A 24,420-nucleotide genomic window follows, 5' to 3' on the forward strand; every position below is an offset into this window, starting at 1 on the left:
CGCCCTGCTCCTGCAAGTAGCGCTGCAGCTCCGGACCGACAATCAGCGCCTCTCCGGCCGTAATCAGATGCTGCACGCACGTTGGCCAACTCGCTTCGTAGGCCGGATCGTTCCAAACGAATTTGACGAACGACGACGGCAGCAGCAAGGTTGGAATGGCTCGTTCCTCCACATAGCGGAAGAGCGCAGTCGGATTTTGACGCATGTCCTCCTCGACGACATGCAGCGTTCCGCCCGCCAGCAAGGTAGAAAAGATTTCCTGATAGCTCACATCAAAGCTGTACGACGCATACTGCAGCACCTGCTTGTCAAATGGAATGGATGTACGCTCGTATTGATGCATGATCAGGTTCACGAGGTTGCCATGCTCCAACATGACGCCTTTCGGCTTCCCGGTCGTACCTGACGTATAGATAACGTAGAGCAATCGGCTGCTTTCATTATTCGGCTCGTAGGAACTATCCGGGCTATCAGAGTTATTAGAGTTATTAGAGTTATCAAAGCTATTAGAGTTATTAGAGCTACTAGAGTTATTAGAGCTATCACGGCTCCACGCACTTTGCTCGCTTGCCGCAAGAAGCTCTTCGATGATGAGCGTCTTACCGCCGTATCCAAGACCTTCTCTCGTTGAAGCGGAAGGGGCATCCGCCAGCAGGCAAGCCACTTTTGAGTCTTCCAGCATGTACGCGATGCGTTCCGCCGGATAGGAAGGGTCGACCGGAAGGAAAGCCGCGCCTGCTTTCAAAATGCCCAGCAAACCAATCATCATGTGGGCGGAACGTCCCGCCATCAGCCCGACAATACGGCCGCTGCCGATCTGTTCCAGGCGCAAGGCACCAGCCAGGCGATCCGACAACCGATCCAGTTCTTCGTACGTAAGCCTTGTATCGGCACATACGACCGCAACAGCTTCCGGTGTTGCCTTCGCCTGCTTGCGGAACAACTGATGCACCGAGGCATCCGGCGTATTCTGTACAGGTCCGTCCATCCAGCCTTGGAGCGTCATTCGGTTCTGTTCGTTTAGCAAGCTCGCTTTGCCAAGGGTGACATCCGGGTCAGCGGCCGTATGCCGCAGCAGCGTGATGAAATGATCTTTCCACCGTGAGATCGTATCCGCCTCGAAGAGCGCTGTCGCGTACTCCAGACTGCCGTGCAGCTCCTCTCCCGCCTCGTGGATAAATAGCGACAAGTCGAATTTCGATGTCGGGTTTTCCAACTCGTACGGTGTGATCTCGACATCGGCCATCTGCAGTTCGGATCGGTTCATATTTTGCAGCGCGAACATCGCATCGAAAATCGGATTGCGGCTCACATCCCGCTGCCGTACGACGTGCTCCACCAGTTCTTCAAACGGGTACTCCGCATGCTCAAACGCCGTTAAAGCCAGTTGTTTCATTTCTTCCAAATAGCTTCGGAATGTTTTGTCAGCAGAAGGCATCGAGCGGATGGCTAAGGTGTTGACGAACATGCCGAGCATGCCGGACAGGTCGGCATGCGGCCGGCCGGCAATCGGCGTTCCCACAATAATTTCGTCCTGACCTGCCAGTTTGCCCAGGAACATGCTGTAAGCTGCGAGCAGTACCATGAATAACGTAGTCCCCGTGTCTTGCGCAAGCTGCTTGATGCTGGCGGTCAATTCCGCATCGATCGTGAAATCCAGTTGGCTGCCCGCAAAGCTTTGGATCGACGGACGGGCGAAATCGGCCGGCAGTTGAAGAACCGGAAGCTCGCCGCCAAGCTGCTGCAGCCAGTACTCTTTTTGTTGAACATACGTATTCGAATGACGGTTTGCCGCCAGCCAGACGGCATAATCCTTATAATGAAGCGATACGGGCTCGAGACGATCGCCGGCATACAGCCTTGTCACCTCTTCTATCAAGATGCTCATGGAAGTTCCGTCGGAAATAATATGATGCATGTCAAACAGGAGCAAATGCTGCGTATCGGTCAGCTTGGTCAACTGAACGCGCAACAGCGGTGCCTGGCTCAGATCGAAAGGACGAATAAACTCCCTAATGAGGTCTTCCGCTCTCCTATCCCCGGCTTCCCGATAAGGCAAATCGAACGCGACCTCAGCGTTAATTCGTTGAACAGGCTCGCCGTCTACCCTTTCAAACCCAGTTCGCAGCACCTCGTGGCGAGCGAGCAGCTCTCTGAAAGCCTGTTCCAATCGGGCAAAGTCCACGCGTCCATGGAATAACAGAGCCGCAGGCATGTTATAGCTTAGTTCCGCGCCTTCAAGCTGCTGCAGCACGAACAGCCTTCTTTGTGCGGATGACAGCGGATAATAATCGCATGGCTCGGCCGGCTGCAATCCCTTAAACAGATCCTTCGATTGCCGTTCGACAAGCGTAGCCAACGCTTCAATAGTTGCAAAGCGGAATATGTCACGAATCGAGATTTGTACATGCAACGCTTGATGGATGCGCGATGCCAACGTCATCGCCTTTAGCGAGTGGCCTCCCAATTCAAAGAAGTTGCTGCTTACTCCTACTTGCGAAATTTGCAGCACGTCTTCCCAAATTGCGGCTAGCTGAGCCTCCGTCCGTGTACGAGGGGCCATGTACGGCGCAACGGCTGCCGTTTCATAGGCAGGTACAGGCAATGCCGATCGATCCAGTTTTCCGTTTTTAGTAAGCGGCAGATCCGCAAGGCGGATGTAATGCTCAGGTACCATATAAGCAGGCAGCGCCAGGCTCATTTCATGTCTTAATGCGGACAGATCTAACGCACTATCGCTGACATAATAAGCGCAGAGCACTGCATGTCCAGGCTTATCTTTTCGAATGACGACGGACGCTTGCCGAATATCGGCATTCAGCAGCAGACGGGCTTCAATTTCACCCGGTTCAATCCGGTATCCTCGAATTTTGACCTGCTGATCGATCCGTCCCATATATTCAAGATTGCCATCTGGCAGCCAGCGGGCCAGATCCCCCGTTGCATACATCGTTTTGCCTTCGTTGAAAGGATCGGGTTTGAATTTCTCTCGCGTAAGCTCAGGCTGATTCCAGTAGACTTTGGCTACTCCAGCGCCGCCGAGATGCAATTCCCCAGGAACGCCAATAGGAAGCACCTGTCCGCCGTCGCCCAGCACATAGGCTGTCGTTCCGCCAATTGGACGGCCGATTGGGATACTTGTCATGCCATCCGTTTCGCTAACCGTGAACACGGTTGAAAACGTCGTATTCTCCGTAGGCCCGTATCCGTTCCATATCTTGATGGAAGGGCATGCTTGCTGAACGGCCCGAACATGCTTTGGCAGCAGCACTTCTCCCCCCATGATCAAATGCTGAATTCCAGTAAAAAGTTCACCATCCGCATCGGCCAAATGGTGGAAAAGAGATGTCGTCAAAAACATAACCGTAATGCCGTTGGTTGCGATAAACTGTCCCAAGCGGCTTGCGTTCAGCAGTACTTCTTTCTCCACAGGGTATAGTTGACCGCCATGCAGAATAGCGCCGAACATTTCAAAAGTCGCCGCATCGAAGCTGACCGAACCTGTCTGTGCGAAGCGATGTCCGTCATGAAACGGTACATATCCGCCGCCTGTCACCAGGTTGACCACATTGCCGTGTGTGACCAGCACGCCTTTCGGCCTTCCCGTTGTGCCGGAGGTATACATGATATAAGCGGGATCATCGGCGCCGACCGTACGCGATTGCTCTTCTGCCACCGGATCCTCATGTAAAAGCCAATCGGCGTTGAGTTTGATGACTGCCCCCTCATACGATTCCGGCGGGCGCAAATTGCCGGCAACCAGCAAAAATTCCGCTCCGCAATCGTCCAGAATATACAGATGACGGTCCTCTGGAGCTTCAGGATCCAGCGGCACATAGGCGCCACCCGCCTTCAAAACTCCCATGACAGCTACAATAAATTCAATGGATCGATCAGCTAAAATCCCGACAGCCGCATGAAGCGGCAGTCCTTCTCTAAGAAGCTTGCCGGCCAGAATGCCTGACTGATGCTGTAGCGCTTCATAGGTAAGGTGACGTTCACCGCATACAACCGCCAATCGTTCCGGGTAATTGCGGGCGACCTCTGCAAAACGATCCGTGATCGAGACATTCGGCATCGGGGAAACAGGTAATCCGCTATAAGTCATAAGCTGTTCAATCTGTTCTTCTTGATTAAGCATTCTTGCTTCAGCAAGCAGCGTATCCGGGTCCGTAATCACATCATGCAGCATGACTGTGAAGTAACGGCACCAACGCTCTACCGTTTCGCGGGCAAATAAAGCCGTAGAAAACTCCATAGAGCAGCGATAGCCATCCGGGTGTTCGTTAACCTGAAGCGTAAGATCAAACTTTGCCGTTGTATCTGCAAACGAATACGTGTCTACACTCAATTCAGGAAGCACAATCGGTAACGAATCGGTATTTTGCAGCACAAATACGGCATCGAATAACGGATTGCGGCCCATATCCCGCTCTCTGACAATTTGATCGACCAAATCTTCCAGCGGGTAATCCCCATGCTCTAAGGCATCCATCGTCGTTTGTTTGATTTCTTGTATAAAATGCAAAAATTTCTTTTGTCCCGAAGGAAACGTACGCAATGGCAATGTATTTACAAACATCCCCATCATGGACGACAAATCTGCATGGGGACGCCCGGCTACCGGGGAGCCGATGATAATCTCGTTTTGGCTGCACAATCGCGATAAAAACATGCTGTACGCCGCCAGCAATACCATGTACACGGTCGCCCCTTCATTCAGCGCCAACCTTTGCACGGACTCCGACAATGCCTTGTCAAGATGAAAATCAACACGTTCTCCGGCAAAACTGCGCAGCATCGGGCGGGAGTAATCGGTCGGGATATGCAGCACAGGCAGCTCGCCACCCAGATGCTGCAGCCAGTAATCCTCATTCTTCTGATAAGCTGCACTATGAGCGTATTGCTGCTGCCATACGGCATAATCTTTGTATTGCAATCGAAGGGGGTCTAGTTGATGGCTGGCGTACAGTTTCGCAAATTCTTCTACAAAAATACTGATGGATACGCCATCGGAGATAATATGGTGCATATCAAGCAGCAAGTAATGCAGCTGTTCTCCCGCACTTAAAACCTCGACACGCAGCAAAGGCGCTTGCTCCAGATCGAATGGACGTACAAACTCCGCTATCCTTGCGTCAAGCTGCTGTTCCTCCGCTGCTCGGTAAACGACGGACGCTTGCACATGCTCGTGCACTTTCTGCATAGGCTGATTGTCGATGAATGTAAAAGATGTTCGCAGAACGTCATGACGCAGAATGATCTGTTGCAGGGCCGACTCGAATCGCGTGGGGTCCAGACTGCCTTCCATCCGGAGAACCGCCGGCATGTTGTAACTGACGTCTATGCCTTCCAACTGCTGCAGCACGTACATCCTTTTTTGGGCCGATGTCAGCGGATAATAATCCATCGGCGCCGCCGGCTCCAGCGTATCGATTGCTTTGACCGATCTGGAAGCGAGCGCCTCCGTCAATGCTTCAACAGTGGAATATTGGAACAGATCCCGGAGCGTCACGTCAGCCTGAAGCTCTTTTTGCATGCGGGAAACGAGTACCGTCGCTTTTAACGAATGGCCGCCTCGTTCAAAGAAATCATCCCTCACTCCGATCGGGCGAACGTCAAGCACTTCTTGCCACAATTCGGCCATTTGTTGTTCCGCATCGGATCTTGGTGCCAAATAACTTCCGCTTTCGGCCAGGTTCCTGCCCTCAGGATACGGCAGGGCACGGCGATCCAATTTTCCGTTGACCGTCAGAGGCATTTGCAGCATGGGAACAAAATAAGACGGGATCATGTAAGAAGGTAACGCAAAGCCAAGCCGTTGTCTCAGTTCCTTCGCCGTATAGTCCCGATCCGCGACAAAATAGGCGCACAGACTTGCACTTCCCTCCGATCCATTGATTACAGTCACAACTGCCTCGCTTATCCCAGGGAGCGTTAGCAGATGTGCTTCAATATCTCCGAGTTCGATCCGATTCCCGCGGATTTTCACCTGATGATCAATGCGTCCCAAGTACTCCAAAGTTCCATCCGGCAGCCACCGGGCCCAATCGCCAGTACGGTACATACGCTCTCCAGGTACGAAAGGATCGGAAACAAACTTCGCTGCCGTCAATTCCGGCTGGTTCGCATACCCTCTTGCCAAACCAAGACCGGCAATACAAAGCTCTCCCGGTACGCCGAATGGAGACAGCCTTCCCTGTGCGTTGACAATATAGACACGAGTATTGGGAATAGGGCGTCCGATGGAAACAGCAGTCTCTTCCGTTAATTCCACAGCCGTCGTTACGACCGTATTTTCGGTTGGGCCGTATTCGTTCATCAATTGCATTTCAGGATTCATTGCTTTCAAACGGCGAATTAAAGGCATGCCTACGGCCTCGCCTGCTACTACCGCACTGCGCACCGAACGCCAATCCTCGCGGCTCATGTTTTCCAGCATGGCGGAGTAGAAGCTCGGCGGGCTCTGCAAATGGGTGATTTGATGATGGATGATAGCTTCACGAATGGCTGCAGCATCCTTGCTGTTCTGATCGCTCAGCATAACAACGGCTGCTCCTGAGACGATAGGCGCAAAAAAGTGAGTCACAAACGAATCGAATATAAAAGGATTCAGCATCAACGCCCTGTCGCTCGGGCCAAACTGATAGTGGCGCTTTTTCCACTGTATGGTGTTCGCAAAGCTCCCGTGTTCGATAATAACGCCTTTGGATCTTCCTGTAGTGCCTGAGGTGTAGATGACGTAGGCCGAGTGCTTCGGACTGATCGAGCATCCTTGCTCTTTCACGGGAACTTCTTGCAGCGGATTGTCTTCAAAATATAGAACGGAAACATCCTGACGAAGCTCGGCAATGAGCGGCTTATACTTGTCGAACGTAAGCAGCGCTTGCGGGCGGCTGTCCTCCAGCATAAATCGAATCCGATCCGCGGGAAATTCCGGATCAATCGGAAGGTAGGCTCCTCCTGCTTTCAAGACCCCAATTATACCTGCCGCCATTTCTAACGAACGGTGAGTCATGACGGCGGCGATCATATCCGTCCCTACGCCGCGCCTGCGGAGTTCGGCACCCAGTTGCTCCGCCCATTCGTTTAGTTGCCGGTAGCTCAGCTCCCCCTCTTCCCCAATAATCGCCGGGAGGTCGGGAGTTAGCGCCGCTTGCTGCTCGAACAATGTCAGTACAGATAATGCAGGATCATACGTTTCTTCTCTACCGGCGAACCGCTCAAGCAAATGTTTTTTATCTTGGGCGGTAACCAAGTCGTAAGCGCCAAGTTTGACGTCCTGGAAATGAACGGCCTGAAGGAGAAGCTCTTGGAAGCAGCCACTCCAGCGTACAATCGTATGTTGCGTAAACAAAGAAGAATCGTATTCCCAACTCAATAAGAAGCTGTCCTCTCGCTCGGTTACAGTGAGCGTCAAGTCAAACTTGGCTGCCGTGTAATCCAACGGATACGGAGTCAGATTGACATTTTCCAGTTTCAGCTCTTCATTTTCCCCATGCTGCAGAACGAGCATTGCGTCGAATAGTGGATTGCGGCTTAGATCGCGCTCCTGAACCATTCGCTGGACCAGTTCCTCAAACGGATATTTCTCATGCTCGAACGCAGATAACGCCGTCTGCTTCACTTCACGGAGATAGTCGGCAAACGTTTTTTCTCCTTCCGGGTACATGCGGAGCGCCAAGGTGTTTACAAACATCCCTAACATGCCTGACAAACCTGCAAGCTGGCGTCCCGCCACCGGCGTGCCGACAACGATCTCGTCTTGTCCGGCTATACGCGACAGAAATGCGCTGTATGCGGCTAGCAGTACCATGTACACGGTGGCGTCGCTCTTGCGAGCCAACTCGCGCACAGCCGTTACAAGCTCGCCGCGCAGCTCGGCGTCCACCCGGCCGCCTATAAAGCTGCGCACAGCAGGCCGCGGATTGTCGGTCGGCAGCCGGAGCGCCGGCACCTCCTCGGCAAACTGAGCCAGCCAATAGGCTTCCTCCTTGGCATAATCCTCCGTATGACTATAGGCTTGCTGCCATACAGCATAGTCTTTATATTGCAGTTTTAGCGGCTCCAGCGTTTCACCGGCATAGGCCGCAGCCAGCTCTTCCGTCAAGATTTGCACAGAAATGCCGTCCGAGATGATATGATGCATGTCAAATAAGAGCAGATGCCGTTGATTCCCGAGATGTACGACTTTGGCCCGCAGCAGTGGTGCCGCGCCCAGGTCGAACGGCTGGATAAACGCCCGAATAGGCGCGTCTGCTTCCCCGTCCTCTGCCTCCTCTTCCGCGATAAAGAAATCAACTTGCTGCTGCACGCGTTGAATAGGTTCTCCATCTACAATAGCAAATGAAGTACGCAAAGCTTCGTGCCGAGCCAAAAGCGCATGGAACGCGGCTTCCAATCGTACCTTGTCCAGCGTTCCTTCCATTAGAAAGGCAGCCGGCATATTGTAGCTTAGCCCTGTTACATCCAATTGCTGCAACATAAATAACCGCTTCTGTGCGGACGATAGTGGGTAATAAAGCTGCTCAGGGGCGGATTCAAGCGACTCGTAATTACGTTTCGCCGCCGAGCCAACCACCTCGGTTAATTCTTTTAGCACTGACGCCTGAAAGATGTCCCGTAAACCCAGTTCGATCTTGAACTCCTCATGAATGCGTGTCAACAGTGTCATCGCTTTCAGCGAATGGCCTCCAAGTTCAAAGAAATTATCTAGGAGTCCGATCTGCTCGTGATCCAGCACTTCTTGCCAAAGCTTTGCCATCCGTTGCTCAGCATCCGTTACCGGGAGCAGGTATGGTTTGGAGGAAATCCTTTCATCCAGCGCAGGCAAGGCTCTTCGGTCCACCTTACCGTTTGTCGTCAAAGGAAGCTGATCCAGCTTCATAAAAACGACAGGAATCATATAGTCCGGCAGCATCGAGGACAAGAATCCTCGCAGCTCATCTGTCTCAAGCTCCCTCTCGCCCGTGTAATAAGCGCAAAGCACCTGCTGACTTTGACGATCTGGCATGACGGCGACAACCGCCTCACGGATTGATGCGATTTGTGTCATGCATGATTCAATCTCGCCTGGCTCTACCCGATAGCCCCTTATACTGAGTTGGTCATCAAGACGCCCAAGAAATTGCAAGTTCCCGTCCGGAAGCCAGTAAGCGCGATCTCCGGTGCGATACATGCGTCCATCCGTCACGAACGGATCTTGAGCGAATCGCTCTGCCGTCAATTCCGGCCTGTTCAGGTAACCCCGAGCTACCCCGGCTCCTCCGATGCACAACTCCCCCGGCACGCCAACGGGTTGCAATGTCCCGCCCTGACCAAGCACATACAGGTTGGCGTGCGGGAGCGGTCTGCCAATCGGCACGCTTCCTTCTTGAGGCTGTATACTGCCATTCATTGCCTCATAATAGGAAGCATCAATGCAAGCTTCCGTCACTCCATAACTGTTGAGAATACGCATGATAGAGCCGAAACGACCGTATACCCTCTGATAATCTTTCGCCGCAAAGCGGTCTGAGCCCATAATTAACAAACGTAAGTGTCCCGTACTTAAACCATTTTCGTAGATATAATCCATGAGCGGCACAAGCAATGCCGGCGTCGATTCCAGCAGTGTAATGCCTTGTTCGACGATGACCGCATGGAGACGAGGCAGGCTGAGACGAGTTTCGTTCGAACATATAACGAGCTGTCCTCCGCTCAGCCATGCTCTGGCCAAATCGCCGGCAAATACGTCAAAAGAAAAGCTGGCCATTTGCAGCAGTCGTACATCCATATCTCCGAGCCTGTATTCATGATGCCATGACCATGCGGTTGAAATCCAACTGCGATGCTCGATCATAACTCCCTTGGGCCTTCCCGTTGTTCCGGAGGTGTAGATAACATACGCAAGTCGCTCAGGTGAACAGCCGTGAAGTAAATTGGTCGAATCGTCGTCGTAGCTTGACGCAAGCCTCAAATCTACAACTCGGCAACCGTCAGGCACGGTCATCAAGTCATCGTCGGCAGTAAGCAGTACTTTGGCTTCGCTATCCCTTACCATATAAGCCAGGCGCTCGGCAGGCAATGAGTTGTCCAACGGAACAAAAGCTCCGCCTGCCTTTAATACGGCAAGAACGGCAGTTACGATAAGCGGAGAACGTTCCCCCAGAATGGCGACAGGTTCTCCACTGCCTATGCCCTGGCTTCGAAGCGTCCGAGCGAGCCTGTTCGCTTGCTCATTTAATTGTCCATAGGTCAGCGATAATCCGCCCGGTTCCGCAACAGCGATTTGATCCGGCATATTTTCTGCATGGGTCTCAAAGATTTCGTGCATAGAACGGTCAAGTCGTTGCTCGATCCGTTGTCCGAAGCTGTAAGTGTGGAGTATATTCTTCTGTTCTTCAGGAGGCAGAATGTCCAATTGCCCTACCGACTGCAAGGGGTTCGACATCGCTTCCCGGATTACATGCAGCAATCTTTGGAACAGACAATCGATGTCTTGGCGCGCAAACAAATCTGTCAAATAATCGATTTGAATGGCCATTTCTCCGGTTCCTACATGTTCGCGGATGTGCACCGTCAATTCGTTATCCTGGTGCCCATTACCCAGAGGCAGTGTCTCGTATTGGAAAGGCGCATCATCAGGCAGCGTGCCCCATTCCATGGGGTGATAATTGAAGAACACAGGCAGCAATGCCTCTGTAAAACCGAAACGGTTGCGAAGGTCCGGGACAATCCGGTTAAACGGGTACTTTTGATGCCGAATCAGCTCGCTTTGCTTGTTCTTTACTTGTTTAATAAAGTCCGCGAACGACCAGGAAGCGTCAATGCGCATGCGAAAAGGCGTCGTGCTGACGAGCATCGCAACCATCGACTTCTGTTCTCGAGATGTCCGGTTGGCGTACATCGTTCCAAGCAAAACTTCTTCTTCTCCGCAAATCCGCGACATATACAGGCAAAGGGCAGATACGAACAAGTTAAATGGAGAGACATGATGTGATTCGCAGAACATACGGATGTCGTTGCATGCAGATGCCGGAATTTCATATTGGGCATAATTCGCCAAGCTGCCGGCCGTCTGTATAGCGTTTTCGGAAGTGCCAAGCCGTGTGATGAAAGGCCGCGTAAGGAACTCGCCCTCCCAAAATGCCTTATCTTTCTGAAACCGGGAAGATTGTAAATACTCCTCCTCATTACGGAGCAGATCCGTGCAAGCAGGCGCCGCTTCTTGAGGCAGCTCTCTATTGCAAAGCAAAGCATGATAGCCCTCAACGAATTCATTACCCAACAAGTTGAGCGAATAGCCGTCGGCAATAATATGATGGATGCTCAAGAACAGTCTGGCTTCCGATTCACCAGTCCGAAACAGCGTAAATTTAAATAAATGAGAGTCAAAAAGGGGAAATGGTTGACATGACAGAAACTCAACTTCTTCTTTCCATGCCTCTGGTTCTCTATCGCATAAATTCACAATATCGATGTCAATTGGTGTAAAAGGAACAATATAACTTAGTGGCTCCTCACCTTCTCTCTGCTGCAATCGCATACGGAGAGCGTCGTGACGGAGAGCGAGGCTTTGCAGCACCTCTACGATTTTATCCTCTTGTATCGTGCCCTTGATAGTAAGCAAACTGTTAAGCGTGGCAACTGTCGTATGCGAATTCAAAAGTTCCATGTACCAAATTCGACGCTGCGCTTCTGTAAGCTCGTAATAAACTATTTCATTTTGTTGCAGATTGGCTTCGCTCATTGACATAAATACCCATCCTTCTCTTTGGAATCCTTGGAATGCTGGTATTGGCAGATGCTTTCCGCTGCGGGTAATTGTAACAAAGTAGCTTTCAATGTAGCTTTAAACTTCCTATACTTTCACCTTAATCTTGCTAATGAATTGAATAATTCTATGTCTGTCAGTTTTAATGAGAATTGTACGGTTCTGGTTGTAAGAAAGAATTTGTTTGAGGTTTTATAAATACAGAGGAGTATCCTTATTTGGGTATCGATCATGATTTCGTATGTTTTTATTGTTTAAGCGATACTAGTCTTCTTGGGCTCTCGTTTTCCTTAAAATTCTGATGTACTAAATTGTAGTCAGTACTTGCTAATATTTTGCACTTTTCGACAGCAGAACTGGTGAATACATTCTCCTTTCCCACCTTTCTCTTTATTTATAACAATAGAGTGATCGTAACCGTCAGCCCCTCGGGGTGAACGGCTTCTCAGCTCTTTCGCGTGAGGACGAAGATCCAAAACGCTAAAAAAGATAGGCTATCAATCTTTTGTATTCATTTTTTGCAGATCTTCAAAGAAAAGTAGACTTTCTTGGAAAATACACAAGGTGAATCCCTCCATTCTTGGGGATTTTTGGTTTGCTATCAAAAAAACTTCGCCAAGTTGGGGTGAAGTCCCTTTTTTATGACTGAAAATTCTTGCATATTAAGGGCTCAGATTAATACAAAATACTCAAATATAAAAGAGCCGCAAGAAAGTCGACCTTTCTTACAGCTCAAAAAAATAAAGCAAACCCAACCCTACGCAGAGTCAGATAAGGATATATTTTGAGTGAACAGAATAAGGTAACTTTCTTGCCAATAAAGAATAAAACAGAACAAATAGAACTTGTTTTATTCTTTAAACACGTAAGCAAGAAATTTTACATTACCCTCTTCAACTCCTATCGTAAGTGTTAGCGCAATATTAACATACCAGATATTTCATTGCAATATCCAAATTGTTAAATAATAACTTTTTTTCTGACTTGAATCGGGTTGGAGGCTACCCATTATTTGAGTAGCCGACCATCCACACCACCATACGTACCGCTTGGTATTCAGCTGTTCCTAAGTTCACACAGTGACTTGACGCTCTACTTTTAGATATGGAAAGAACGATTTTACGCAGGCATTATCATACAGTATCATAATTTAGAGTCTTTTATCCTCAAACCAAACTATTACATCATCTATAGTGTTAGATCTGATTTCTGATTGGAATGTAACCTCGGATAAACTGGAATCTGGATTAATCATTTTAATATCTTCTCCTAAACTCACATACCACTCATACTAATATGGATCTCCAATACTTGGTACCGGCATTCCGCGAGACGAAACTAGGAGACAGTCCTGTGAACATTTTCCCAAGGTTGAGCTAACGGAGATAATAGGATACGAAGTAAGCTTTCGAATCTCGTTCACCAATTAATGAAGTATAAAAGTCTAGATTCTACTGAATACCAAGTTGTTTTGCTTGGCAGGACCTGATATTCTCTAATATCTTGAAGCAAATAAGAAGTAACCAAGACGTCATAAGGCTCCCATTTATATCTGCATGCATCAGGACTGCTTTCTTTCTCTATACCTGACTGACACACAGTCCCATATGGGCAAGCACAAATATAAATATCAATACACTCCACTACATCAATATATATTGATGTAGTGGAGTGTATATCTGCTTATTTTATCGTTTTCTTTAATCCAATTTCATCATCATTTATTTACAAATGATCAACTTTCATGATTCATCACACACACTATACCAATCACATCTGCCCATTTATTCTTTACGAACAACGGCTGTATCCACAGTTCACACAGGTCTTGCATCCCTCCATACTAACAAGCGAAGCTGTACCGCAGGAAGGACATAAGTCTCTGGATTGTCCGCTCATCGGCTTGGATATATTTTTCCGAGCTTGTACGGAATCTTCTGCCGAAATTGTACTTGACGTCTGCCCACCCACATCCTGCTGGTCAGAATTGTTTTGCTGTTCATTACCTATTGCAGCTTGTTGACCGTTGTTGTGTGACTGATGTTCGTTGTTACTCGACTGTTGGCTATCATCATTTTTATAATGGTAAGACTGTTGGCCGTCATCCTTATTGTTATTGTTTCTAGACTGATTATTGTTATGGGCGTCCGATTGCTGGTTGTTATTTTTGCTTGGCTGCTGATCGCCTTTGCTTTCTTTACCAGTGTTCTGGTTCTGTTGTTCCTTGTGATCCGCTTGCTCCTGCATATGCGTCTCCAGTGCCTTCGCGACCGCATCCGCAATGGATTCTACTCGGTTAGCCCCGAAGCCGATAGCGCCTGATCCGCCGATACCCTTCAAATGTTTGATAAGCAGTTCCACCTTGTTCCCATGATCCCCATATCGCAGGAACAGGGAGCATACGCGACCCAATGCTTCTGCCATGGCAAATACATCTGAACCCGCTTTACCAACATTCAAGAAAATCTCTGCCGGAATGTCATTCAGATCATTTATCGTAATGTATGCCATCCCAAATGGCGTATTAATCTTGTATGTGGCGCCACGCAATATTTGTGGTCGACGCTTATACACATTATTTGAGCTTGTTTCAGATTCCTCTGTACCTGCTTGGTTCAAAGCAGACGATACTGAGGCACTGTTATTTCCTTCCTGCTCATTCTTCTTCTTCTGCTGATTTTTATCTTCCTGACCCGAAGCGGCATCCGATGAAGCTTGATCATCTGAATCGGAGTCCCGACGATGAAGCTGCTGTTTATTTGCAGTTCCTTCGTTCTGCGTTGTCTCATCATTAGAGGAGGACTGACATTTTAACGTGCCGCCGTCCCCTAATTGATGACTTTCCTGATTGCTCGCATTGGAATCACCCTGCCCAGACTGCTTCTGCTGCGAATCCGAATGGGAATCAGCTTGCCCCGACTCTGAATGACTACCCTCTTGCTGATTCTTCCCTTTATCCGTCGAAAGTACCTGCACGTCTCGGCTTCCATCGCGATAAATGGTTACCCCTTTGCAGCCGAGATCGAAGGCAAGCTCATATAATTGCTTCGTCTGCTCGATCGTGAAGTCATTCGGACAATTCGCGGTTTTGGATATCGAACTATCTACCCAACGCTGGATCGCTGCCTGTGTGCGGATATGATCCTCTGCGGAGAGATCCATTGCTGTCACGAAGTAATCTGGCAATTCCTCGTTCGGATGTGCGTCCTTCCATTGTTGGGCAATCGGTACGAACTGCTCATCATACCCAAGCCGGCTCTGACGATAATACTTGAAGGCAAAGTATGGCTCAATTCCGGTTGATGTGCCTACCATCGTGCCTGTGCTGCCAGTTGGAGCTTGTGTTATGACGGTGACATTGCGGATTCCTTTCGCCCGAATCGCTGATCCAACTTCAGGATATACGCTGGTCATCTGCTGCATAAACCCACTCTGTAAATAAGGATCTGCTTGGAAAGCAGGGAATGATCCTTTCTCTGCCGCGATCTCTGCAGAGGCTAAATACGCCTCACGAGCAATGAAGCCAAACAGTTTGTCAAGGAACTCAAGCGATTCCGAGCTTCCATATCGGATTCCTAGCTTGATCATCAATTCTGCCAAGCCCATTGATCCAAGTCCGATACGACGTTCCTTTTGCTGATTGTTTTTATTTTCTTCAAAATGATAAGGTGTTTTGTCAATGACGTTATCGAGAAAACGAACCGCATAACGCGTTACCTTCGACAGTTCCTCCCAAGCAACGTCCCGCTTCTCTGCATCATAAAACTTGGACAGATTGAGCGCAGACAAATTACAGACGCCCCACGCTGGCAATCCCTGCTCCCCACAAGGATTCGTACATATAATCGGGTTAAAATACCAGCTGTTCGACATCTGATTATAATGCTCCATGAAGACAACGCCCGGCTCCGCCGACTTCCACGCCGACTCTATAATCGTATGCCAAATGTCGCGAGCCTTCACAGTTTGATACAGGATCACAGCCTTACCTGCCCGCTTCCATTTTTCCAAATCCCCATCCCACTGCTCATCATAGTCCGGATCACTCGTATCCGGGAATACCAACTGCCAGTCCAAATCCTCCTTCACAGCCTTCATAAATCCATTACTTACACAGACGGACAAATTCGCATTTGTCACCTGCCCTGCAGTCTGCTTTACCGTAATAAAATCCATAATGTCCGGGTGCCAGTCATACATCATTAACATCAATGCACCGCGGCGGCTTCCGCCCTGCTCAATAAGCCCTGTAGTATAGCTGAACAGCCCACCCCATGAGACGGCGCCGCTGGAAGTCCCATTGACCCCTCGTACGATCGCTCGTCTCGGACGCAAAGAGGACAAATTGATACCAACTCCACCCCCACGCGCCATAATCTCCGTCATTTCTGACAGCGTCTGCATAATCCCGCCGCGACTGTCCTTCGGTGATGGGATGACATAGCAGTTGAATAAGGTCAACTCTTCACTCGCCCCTGCTCCTGCAGCAATCCGTCCGCCAGGCACTAGCTTCCAGTCATCAAGGACATAGCGGAATTTATCTGTCCATTCGGTTTGCTTTTCTGAAGTCGATTCCACAGAAGCAACGGCGGATGCAAGGCGATCCCACATTTCTTCTGGCGTCTTTTCCACAGCAAGGGTCAACTTTTCAATCGAGGTTTGCACGGCTTCACCCCTGCGCAATGCGACAGATACGTTTTGTCCGTCACGCGCAATTACCTCTCCTACTTCCTTTGTCGGAAACTTCGGATCATCCTTGGTTAGTACCAATACAACATCCCCAACCTTGGTATGGTTCGTATCCACCTCTTTTTTGGCATAACGATCCAAAAATATTTTCTCACTTAATCCTTCCAACCGCTTATTCGATATCTTATTCAAAGAGAACAACCTCCTGCTTACAATCAAATGATGACGCATCCGGGCTTATACTCAAGCTTCCTTCAACGAAACAAACACAATATGTAGTATTCATAATAGATTATAATATACCATATATAGAATTGATGTGATAAATGCCTCATCTAATCCTCATTGTTCCCGGCTCATGTGCAGTTATGAAATGAGGAGAAAGCGTCCATACTACTCGGTAATGATATGATTTGCTTTAGTTAGGGAGGGAGACAACATGTGTGCGTATCAGCCGCCAAAGGAAGAGCCTCGCAAGCCGAACGACACTTTGACAACAGTAGCATGCCCCGGAAACGGAGCTTCTATGGGTACAGCAGGCAGTGATGGTGCAGTGCACCTGTCTTCACCGAAAACTAGTGTTACAGCAATTGGTCGTATACCCGTTACGATTGATCATGGATGGACAGATGAGCTTCTTGGCCGAATAAACAAAAATAGCCCTTGGGATGACTGGACCATGTTCCGACTTGCATATGAGGCCAAACAAGCACAGCGGATTCGCGCATTCGACGAGCTGCAATGCCTAAGTCATATATCGAATGTCGATCCATTACCACACCAGCTAGAAACAGCCCGCAAAGTGCTGCACGATATGCGTGGAAGAGCGATATTGGCCGACGAGGTTGGTCTTGGAAAGACAATCGAAGCTGGTCTTGTTCTCAAGGAATATATGATTCGAGGACTTGTGAAGCGAGCACTCATTCTAGTGCCCGCCTCTCTTGTGCTGCAATGGGTTCGTGAGCTGAACCACAAGTTCGGCATTCCTGCGATCGCACAAAAGAAAGGATATCAGTGGCACAGCGATATTGTAGTCGCCTCCATGGATACCGCTAAACGCGACCCTCATAAGGAAGTTCTTATGGAGCAGGAATATGACATGCTTATCGTTGACGAAGCCCATAAACTGAAAAATCGCAAAACAACCAACTACCAATTCATTCAGCATTTGCGCAAAAAATATTGTCTGTTGCTCACAGCAACACCTGTGCAAAATGATATGAACGAGCTGTACAACCTAATTAATCTATTGAAGCCCGGTCAGCTTGGCGGTCAAGGTGAATTCAGCACGAACTTCGTCGCTGACAAGCGTGTGCCGAAAAATGAAGGCATGCTGCAAGAAGCGCTGTCCAAGGTAATGGTGCGCAATCGCAGGGGAGAAGGCAATGTGCATTTTACGAAGCGCATTGTCAAAAACGTCCCGCTTACCCTATCACCAGAAGAACAAGCACTCTATGATGGCGTCACACGATTTGTAAAGGAGCAATATAAAACAAGCAGCGGCGATGCAGGCAGCATGTTCTCGCTGATTACCTTACAGCGTGAAGTATGCTCCAGCCGGGATGCTGTATTTTTAACATTGGTGAACTTATCGAAAAAACTCGCTGAGGATTCTCCGATTCGCAATTACATTTGGGATCTTGTTGATCTCATTAAGGGGATTCAGGCGAATACCAAGGCTGAGACTGCGATGAACATTATTCGTGACGTCAATGAAAAGGTTATTGTATTTACAGAATACAGAGCCACTCAGGAATATTTGCTGCAATACTTCCGTAATGCAGGGCTAGTAGCAGTTCCATACAGCGGTGGAATGAATCGGGGCAAAAAGGATTGGATGATGGATCTGTTCCGTGGACGCGCCCAGGTAATGATCGCAACAGAGGCTGGAGGCGAAGGAATCAACCTTCAATTCTGTCATCACATGATTAATTTCGATTTGCCATGGAATCCGATGCGTGTAGAGCAGCGAATTGGTCGTGTGCATCGGCTAGGACAAAACAATGATGTGAAAATATATAATTTATCCACAACAGGTACGATTGAGGAATATATTTTGAACCTTCTGCATGAAAAAATCAATATGTTCGAGATGGTTATCGGCAGTCTGGACATGATTCTGGAGCGCTTTGAGAAGCAGGATTCGTTCGAGAAAAGCCTATCTCGAATTTTGCTGGAAGCGGATTCGGAGGAACATATACGCAGTGAAGTAGAGCGGCTCGGCAATTCATTGAATGCCATTCGCGAGGAAATCAATATGGAAGAAGATACACAGGGCGCTGCGCTGCACCAGCTCCTGCAAGGAATGAGTGCTGAAGTAGAAGGCTAACGACAAGGAAAGGAGGCTGCAAAATGAATACGGAGCAAATTCGCAAATATGTGCTCGATTATTTGGAGGCAACAGAATGCCACATCATGGAGCTCTCTCCTGCAAGTGTAACGGTAAAGCTCTCAGAGCGAGCAGATCGCAAGCTGACGAATCGCCCCTATTATTGGGGCTTCGTTGATCGTACTGGAGCGGAACCCGACACGATGCGCTTCACCTTCGTATTCGATCCATCTGCAATGCCTCCTGATCCGCCTCGCGGCCCATATGCGCCACCGCCAGCAGGAGTTGCACCCGCCGCAGGAGTTGCACCTGCCCCGCCAGCGGCAACAGTAAATGCTCCACAGATGGGGTCAGATGCCAATCCAAATGCCGGCGATTCTATTCTGGGCCGCTACTTCGGCGTAGCCCCTGCCTTCACAGGCGGTGGGGGAGGAATTGGACGAATTCCGCGCGAAGATGTCACCTTTGGCAGTCGGCGTTTGTCCAGCATTATGCAAGCAGCTCATGAAGAGGGTCGCTTCATTAGCTTATTCGCAGATCATGCAGGCAATCAAACCGCTGTTCGCTCACCACGGGGCACTAAACGTTCAACCGCTTATGAACCGTGGCTTCTGATGAACCTTAATGTGGAATTCGCCTGTGATTTGAAGCGAGAAGAGATTCACTCTTACGGCATTTCACTAGTATCCGGCCGCATTCGTAGCGATTTCATGGAGCAGTTACTCTCCATATCCTTGTCTCCTAAGCTTCCGTCTAACGTGCATGTCGCACCATGGTCTTTATCGATTGAGCAAGCTCGTGAGGCTGTTGAACAGCAGCTCATCAAACTCATTTCGACCTATGACCATACATGGGCGGTGGAAGCAGCCGAACGCTTGAATGAGGAACTGGTGCGATTGCAATCCTACTATGAGCCACAGCTTCAGCAATCCGGCGCTCAATCCGAAATAGATTCCGGCACATCTGCAAATAAAAAGCGGCAAGAAACGATACCGGCTGCTTCAAACCCAGAATCTGAAGATAGCAGCCAGCGCTCGAAGCAAGAGGTAATCAAGCAGCAGTATGACATGAGATGTCAAGAGATACGCTGGCAGTTCGAACCACGAATTACCGTACATTTGCTAAATGCAGGCTTGATTCATCTTCCTTCGACAATGGCATAAGCCATTCAATCATGAACGACAAGGAACCGCCACATTACGGCAAAAATAGAACGAACGATGGACAAGCTCCTAAACAATGGAACGACACCATTTTTAAAGCTTGTCCCTTACAATAAAGGATATCAACCAACAGCAAGCGATACAGACAGCGTGAAACAACGGAAATTAGAGGTGAATCAGATGAATAATGAACCTTGGTGGACGAAAATGGCTTATATCGCCGCTTCCGCTGCACTGACTTCTATTGTAGCCGGTAGTGTTACCATCGGCATCTTGCTTGCATCCAGTTCTACGAAGCCGCTTCTAGGCAGTGCTACAGAGACCATCGTGAGTGAAGCTCACGCTCCGCAATTACATAAAAATGCCTCCACAGAAATAGTAGAAGCTCAGTTGCTCTCACCTGCAGCAAAAATGAACATTTCCCTACAAACGGTGTCATTTACTGCCCTACCGACCGAGAACCAGAGTAAGCAGATCGATGATTCCGTTTGTTACTATCTGAACCAGCTTGCAAAGGAAGCACCCTTCCAGCAATGGGCACATGCAGAAACGGAACGCTTCCCTCTTGGCCCTGGCATGCATGGATGGTTTATTCGAGTCATGGACAAGCAGAAGCAGATCGGCTATATGATTTTACAATCCGATGAAGAAGGACGGATTCGTCTGGCTGAATACGGGCTCGGGGAGCAGCAGCCCTTCGATGAGTCAACCTTAAAGCAGGCACTAAGCTCTAAACAGCAGTTGAATATGAATACGAATGGGCTTACGAAAAGCCTTCGTGTGACTAGCATTTATCCGTATCAGTTAGCGCCCCTGCTTACGGTATGGAGGGTAGAATGGGACAATCATTCAGTGGATTGGCTTGATGCACAAAGCGGGGAGTGGCTGCCTCTTCCCAAAAACTACGCACCGGCCCCCTCAGTGAAGGATATCAGCAACATCTCTTCATTACAAAGCCAAGCACCTGTTAATAAGTCAGATCGTTTGGGAAGCGGCGATGAACTTTATTCGTTTAGGCTTCTTTCATCGAACAGCTCCTCATCGCAAACCTATCGCGAAACAGCTTCTTCGAGCAATTATATCGCACCATTCAATCCGTATGAGAATCTGAAATGGATCATAAAATCTGCACCGGTTCAGACAGATCTCCCCCTCAATTATGAGGAGCAGAACTGGGTTTACGTACAGCGGATGAACAGCGGTCTTGTAAACCTGCCCTTTTCCTATATCGGGATTCAAAAATGGCTTCCGGCAGTTGCACAGGACGATAGTCCGAACTCATCAAGCAGCAATCACCCCCGCCCAGACAATGTATATGTAATCGTTGGCTCTCAGGACATGAAATCAATGCGCTGGCTCCCTTCTTCAGCTGCATTGCAGGCAGGTTCATTTATTCCGCAATCTTAAGAAACAGGATACGCTCATTCTTGAGCAGCAAATTAGGCACGTCTTCCAAAGACGTGCCTAATTGCTTGTTAAGGCTGAGAAGGAGTACTGGAGCCGGATGAAGGAGAGCTTGAAGATGATTTAACATGCTTGCGCAGCAAACGGAGCAATTTTAACTCACCTGCTTTTTTGAGCAAAGGTTTACTTGCATTTCCCCATTTACCGGCCCACATTTTAACCCCGAACGGCACCATTCCGAACCATTTTGTTTGCCACGGTTCTTTCACGCGATTTTTTCGCTCCAATTGACGCTCTCGACGCGCTTCGACTGGTGTATCCATATATGTAACAACGCGCTGCGTGATGTATTTAATCAAATCTTCTCCCTTAGCTGCCATAACGGTTCACATTCCTCTCGTCGTTGTATCTAGGCTGCTTCGCCCCGTTATTCCTAGGATACCCACATATAAGCCGCACCAACCCATGATTCTAATGAATTGCCAGGAATGAGGTTGACCATTGCGGTGCACGATAAAGATGGAATGTATTACGTTGACCAATTGACAGAAAGAAGGGCTTGATTCATGCTACAACAACCTTCAAGTGCAACCAGATTGCGCCGAATGGTCGCTGGCATTACAGCCATTTTCATCGGGTGTACCGTTTACCTAGGGAATGTGCAAGCCGAGGATGCTGCAGCTGCCTGTGGACAAGCCTCATCTCATGAATCGGTCTTGAATGTAATTCCGGAACCCTATCTCATTTCTATTTCCTCCAATTCATTGCCTATGGATTCCGTTCCAAGCCTACCCTTTACTAAGCTTGTCTTAATTGATGCAGGTCACGGAGGAATTGATGGCGGAACAAGTCATGGCGATATATTGGAGAAGGACATCAACCTAGCTATCGCTCAAAAACTGTACCTCATGCTGAAATCAAAGGGGATTCCGGTTATTGTCAACCGAACAGGAGATTACGCACTGAGTGATGATAATCGTTGGTCCGCGACCCGATCCAGGCATCGTAAAGATCTTGCTCAGCGACGACAGCTTAGCCAAGAGTTGTCGGTTTCAATGTTCATCAGCATTCATGTTAATTGGAGTAAAAACAAAGCTAATCGCGGTCCGATTGTGCTGCATCAGAACGAAGGAAGAAGCCGGATGCTTGCTTGGTTCATACAACAATCGCTTAATCCAGTCTTTCGATCGAATAAGCACCCCGAGCTTGGCCCGACCTACTACTTGCTCAAACGAGTCGAGCAGCCAGCCGTCATTGTGGAAGCAGGATTTATTAGCAATGATCGAGATCGCCGCATGCTAACGGAAACACGTACACAGACATTGATCGCTTCCCGGATCTGCGATGCAATCGTACACTATCAGACCATGTTCTGACATAGGAAGCGCTCATTTCATCTTTCTAACGGAAGCAGGGAGATGATGGGCGCTGATTTTTTATAAGCTGAACTTTGTTAATAATAAATGTAGGGAAGTTTTCAGTGGAGAATTGCCGCGTATACTTTAATAAGTTAATTGGATAAAGTGAGGAGGAATAAAATAAACCTCTTAAGTTTCGATTCTTAAGAGGCTGTTAACGTTCCGAAATCATATGCTCACCCAATCGTTTAAAATGAAATGCTAGATGGACGAAAACTGTCCGTGAGATGACAGTCGATCATTCAATCCTTCTTCGCATCGTACACAACCCAACATTACGCTGTGCGCTGTTGTACAAAGTTCATAATGACATAACCTTCAACTACACGATATTGAATCGCGCCGCATTTCTCCATTACCTGCAAGGCTGCAGTAAGAGCATCAATTGCTTCCGAGATGATACCAGGCTCAATACCACGTTGATTGTTCATATAGCGTGTGTTCAAAGCATCGCGATGCACAGCATCCAGCTTCGAGCAAGCAGCATGGAAAATCATTTCTTGTTCCTTCGCACGTGTAATCGCATGACGCAATTTATCTTGTTCACGGCGTACACCCGCCATGTTCATCTTCATGTCTTGAACATAAGACATCCGATAAGACAATCGACGCTCATTCAACGCACGGCTTGCACGGTAGTCACTCAAGTGGTTCAACCAATTGTTCACTAGTATTGTATTCATTTGTCATACCTCCAACTTCTTAAGAAAAAACCTCCTAGCTCTATTTTCGATGAGTCAGGCTTCTTAAAATTTCTTTCTTTCATTTATTTAAACGCATTACAACATGTTCAAACATCATTCCAACAATTGTGATAGATTACCTTACATCAAATAAGCATGCGAAATGATCAGCAATACTATCAAAGGCAACAGTAAAAACAACATCAAAATTACAACCAATAGGGAAAAAGCCGACTGTGAGTAACGAATTCACGGGAAGACACGGATTGGTAATTGGACGGTGAAATGACGGATGAGGGATTATCTTGCGCTATTAAATAATGATTATACACTCGATAATCAATCATGTCAACACTTTTTATGAAATTTAGATCAATTCCTATCCCATACTCCTTTATCATAGCCAAAATTGAAGATCATTCAAGTTAATTAATTGTATACAACCGGGACAATCCACAATCAAATCAATACCTAACGAATAAGATATAGTAATGGTAATGGATTCTCACCGTCATACATATTATATTTTATTGCTGTAAAGCAACTACGCACTTAAGCGAATAAGCGTTAAATGACAAAAGATTTTCACATTTACATGGCAGGATCGGGTACTTTCTTGTAGTAATATATAAATACGGGAGCAGCCAGAGGACGAAAATACCGGAAACTGACAGCCGTGAATACGCAATTTATGAAGGGAGCAAGTGAAGATGAACGAGCAACACGTTGCACTGTGGTTGTACAACAAAATTAAAAGAGACATCGTCGTTAATTTGGCTGATGCTGTTCAAAGCATTGAAGAGAAATTTGGTAATCGCTACACTTACGCCATTGATCACGGCAACAAAGCAGTCACCAAAACAGTTGCTATGGAATTCGGGAAATTGAACAAAGACAAGAAAATTGAATGGATTCCTACAGAATATAAATGGGTTTTTAAAAACTAAGCATCATTCATAGAAAATGACGAGCCGCTGGC

General features: G+C 48.2%; 9 protein-coding genes and 1 pseudogene. 5 read left to right on the forward strand and 5 right to left on the reverse strand.

Annotated features, from left to right (window positions below; genetic code table 11):
* From ACQ5BJ_RS23835 to ACQ5BJ_RS23845, 3 genes and pseudogenes are all read right to left on the reverse strand, one after another.
* A partial coding sequence (locus ACQ5BJ_RS23835) for an amino acid adenylation domain-containing protein (RefSeq protein ID WP_430113421.1) occupies positions 1 to 11,737 on the reverse strand: 11,737 nt, incomplete at its 3' end.
* A gap of 431 nt (positions 11,738 to 12,168) precedes the next feature.
* Positions 12,169 to 12,318: pseudogene (locus tag ACQ5BJ_RS23840) on the reverse strand (transposase); the annotation flags it as partial.
* Positions 12,319 to 13,546: 1,228 nt separating this feature from the next.
* Positions 13,547 to 16,636 (reverse strand): adenosylcobalamin-dependent ribonucleoside-diphosphate reductase, encoded by a 3,090-nt coding sequence (locus tag ACQ5BJ_RS23845; RefSeq protein WP_430112701.1) that lies wholly within the window; start codon positions 16,634 to 16,636, stop codon positions 13,547 to 13,549.
* A 334-nt stretch (positions 16,637 to 16,970) separates the two neighbouring features.
* Here ACQ5BJ_RS23845 and ACQ5BJ_RS23850 point away from each other — a divergent pair, with 334 nt between their 5' ends.
* The 3 genes from ACQ5BJ_RS23850 to ACQ5BJ_RS23860 all read left to right on the forward strand — a co-directional run bounded on the left by ACQ5BJ_RS23850 (position 16,971) and on the right by ACQ5BJ_RS23860 (position 21,343).
* Positions 16,971 to 18,773 carry a DEAD/DEAH box helicase gene (locus ACQ5BJ_RS23850; RefSeq protein WP_430112820.1) on the forward strand — a complete coding sequence of 601 codons (1,803 nt, stop codon included), beginning with the start codon at positions 16,971 to 16,973 and terminating at the stop codon, positions 18,771 to 18,773.
* 23 nt (positions 18,774 to 18,796) lie between these two features.
* Positions 18,797 to 19,936 carry a YqhG family protein gene (locus tag ACQ5BJ_RS23855; protein WP_430112703.1) on the forward strand — a complete coding sequence of 380 codons (1,140 nt, stop codon included), beginning with the start codon at positions 18,797 to 18,799 and terminating at the stop codon, positions 19,934 to 19,936.
* A 180-nt stretch (positions 19,937 to 20,116) separates the two neighbouring features.
* A complete protein-coding gene (locus tag ACQ5BJ_RS23860; protein WP_430112705.1) occupies positions 20,117 to 21,343 on the forward strand; it encodes a hypothetical protein in 1,227 nt (408 codons plus the stop codon).
* A gap of 68 nt (positions 21,344 to 21,411) precedes the next feature.
* Here the strand turns inward: ACQ5BJ_RS23860 and ACQ5BJ_RS23865 are convergent, their stop codons facing one another.
* Positions 21,412 to 21,720 carry a YqzE family protein gene (locus ACQ5BJ_RS23865; protein ID WP_005546164.1) on the reverse strand — a complete coding sequence of 103 codons (309 nt, stop codon included), beginning with the start codon at positions 21,718 to 21,720 and terminating at the stop codon, positions 21,412 to 21,414.
* Positions 21,721 to 21,906: 186 nt separating this feature from the next.
* Between ACQ5BJ_RS23865 and ACQ5BJ_RS23870 the strand changes: the two genes are divergently transcribed.
* Complete coding sequence (locus tag ACQ5BJ_RS23870) at positions 21,907 to 22,716, forward strand: N-acetylmuramoyl-L-alanine amidase family protein (RefSeq protein ID WP_244965984.1); 810 nt, start codon at positions 21,907 to 21,909, stop codon at positions 22,714 to 22,716.
* 317 nt (positions 22,717 to 23,033) lie between these two features.
* Here the strand turns inward: ACQ5BJ_RS23870 and ACQ5BJ_RS23875 are convergent, their stop codons facing one another.
* Positions 23,034 to 23,441, reverse strand: a complete 408-nt coding sequence (locus ACQ5BJ_RS23875; RefSeq protein WP_005546157.1) for a hypothetical protein — start codon at positions 23,439 to 23,441, stop codon at positions 23,034 to 23,036.
* Positions 23,442 to 24,151: 710 nt separating this feature from the next.
* Between ACQ5BJ_RS23875 and ACQ5BJ_RS23880 the strand changes: the two genes are divergently transcribed.
* Positions 24,152 to 24,388, forward strand: a complete 237-nt coding sequence (locus ACQ5BJ_RS23880) for a DUF6953 family protein (RefSeq protein ID WP_268598813.1) — start codon at positions 24,152 to 24,154, stop codon at positions 24,386 to 24,388.
* Positions 24,389 to 24,420: the final 32 nt, after the last annotated feature.

It is taken from the genome of Paenibacillus sp. B1-35 (assembly GCF_050474385.1).
Taxonomy (GTDB): domain Bacteria; phylum Bacillota; class Bacilli; order Paenibacillales; family Paenibacillaceae; genus Paenibacillus_B; species Paenibacillus_B alvei.

What these genes read in the sequence shown, in the direction of transcription:
- ACQ5BJ_RS23875 (WP_005546157.1), bottom strand. Translation starts at nt 23,441, where the DNA reads ATGAATACAATACTAGTGAACAATTGGTTGAACCACTTGAGTGACTAC.
- ACQ5BJ_RS23860 (WP_430112705.1), top strand. Translation starts at nt 20,117, where the DNA reads ATGAATAATGAACCTTGGTGGACGAAAATGGCTTATATCGCCGCTTCC.
- ACQ5BJ_RS23850 (WP_430112820.1), top strand. Translation starts at nt 16,971, where the DNA reads ATGGGTACAGCAGGCAGTGATGGTGCAGTGCACCTGTCTTCACCGAAA.
- ACQ5BJ_RS23855 (WP_430112703.1), top strand. Translation starts at nt 18,797, where the DNA reads ATGAATACGGAGCAAATTCGCAAATATGTGCTCGATTATTTGGAGGCA.
- ACQ5BJ_RS23870 (WP_244965984.1), top strand. Translation starts at nt 21,907, where the DNA reads ATGCTACAACAACCTTCAAGTGCAACCAGATTGCGCCGAATGGTCGCT.
- ACQ5BJ_RS23865 (WP_005546164.1), bottom strand. Translation starts at nt 21,720, where the DNA reads ATGGCAGCTAAGGGAGAAGATTTGATTAAATACATCACGCAGCGCGTT.
- ACQ5BJ_RS23880 (WP_268598813.1), top strand. Translation starts at nt 24,152, where the DNA reads ATGAACGAGCAACACGTTGCACTGTGGTTGTACAACAAAATTAAAAGA.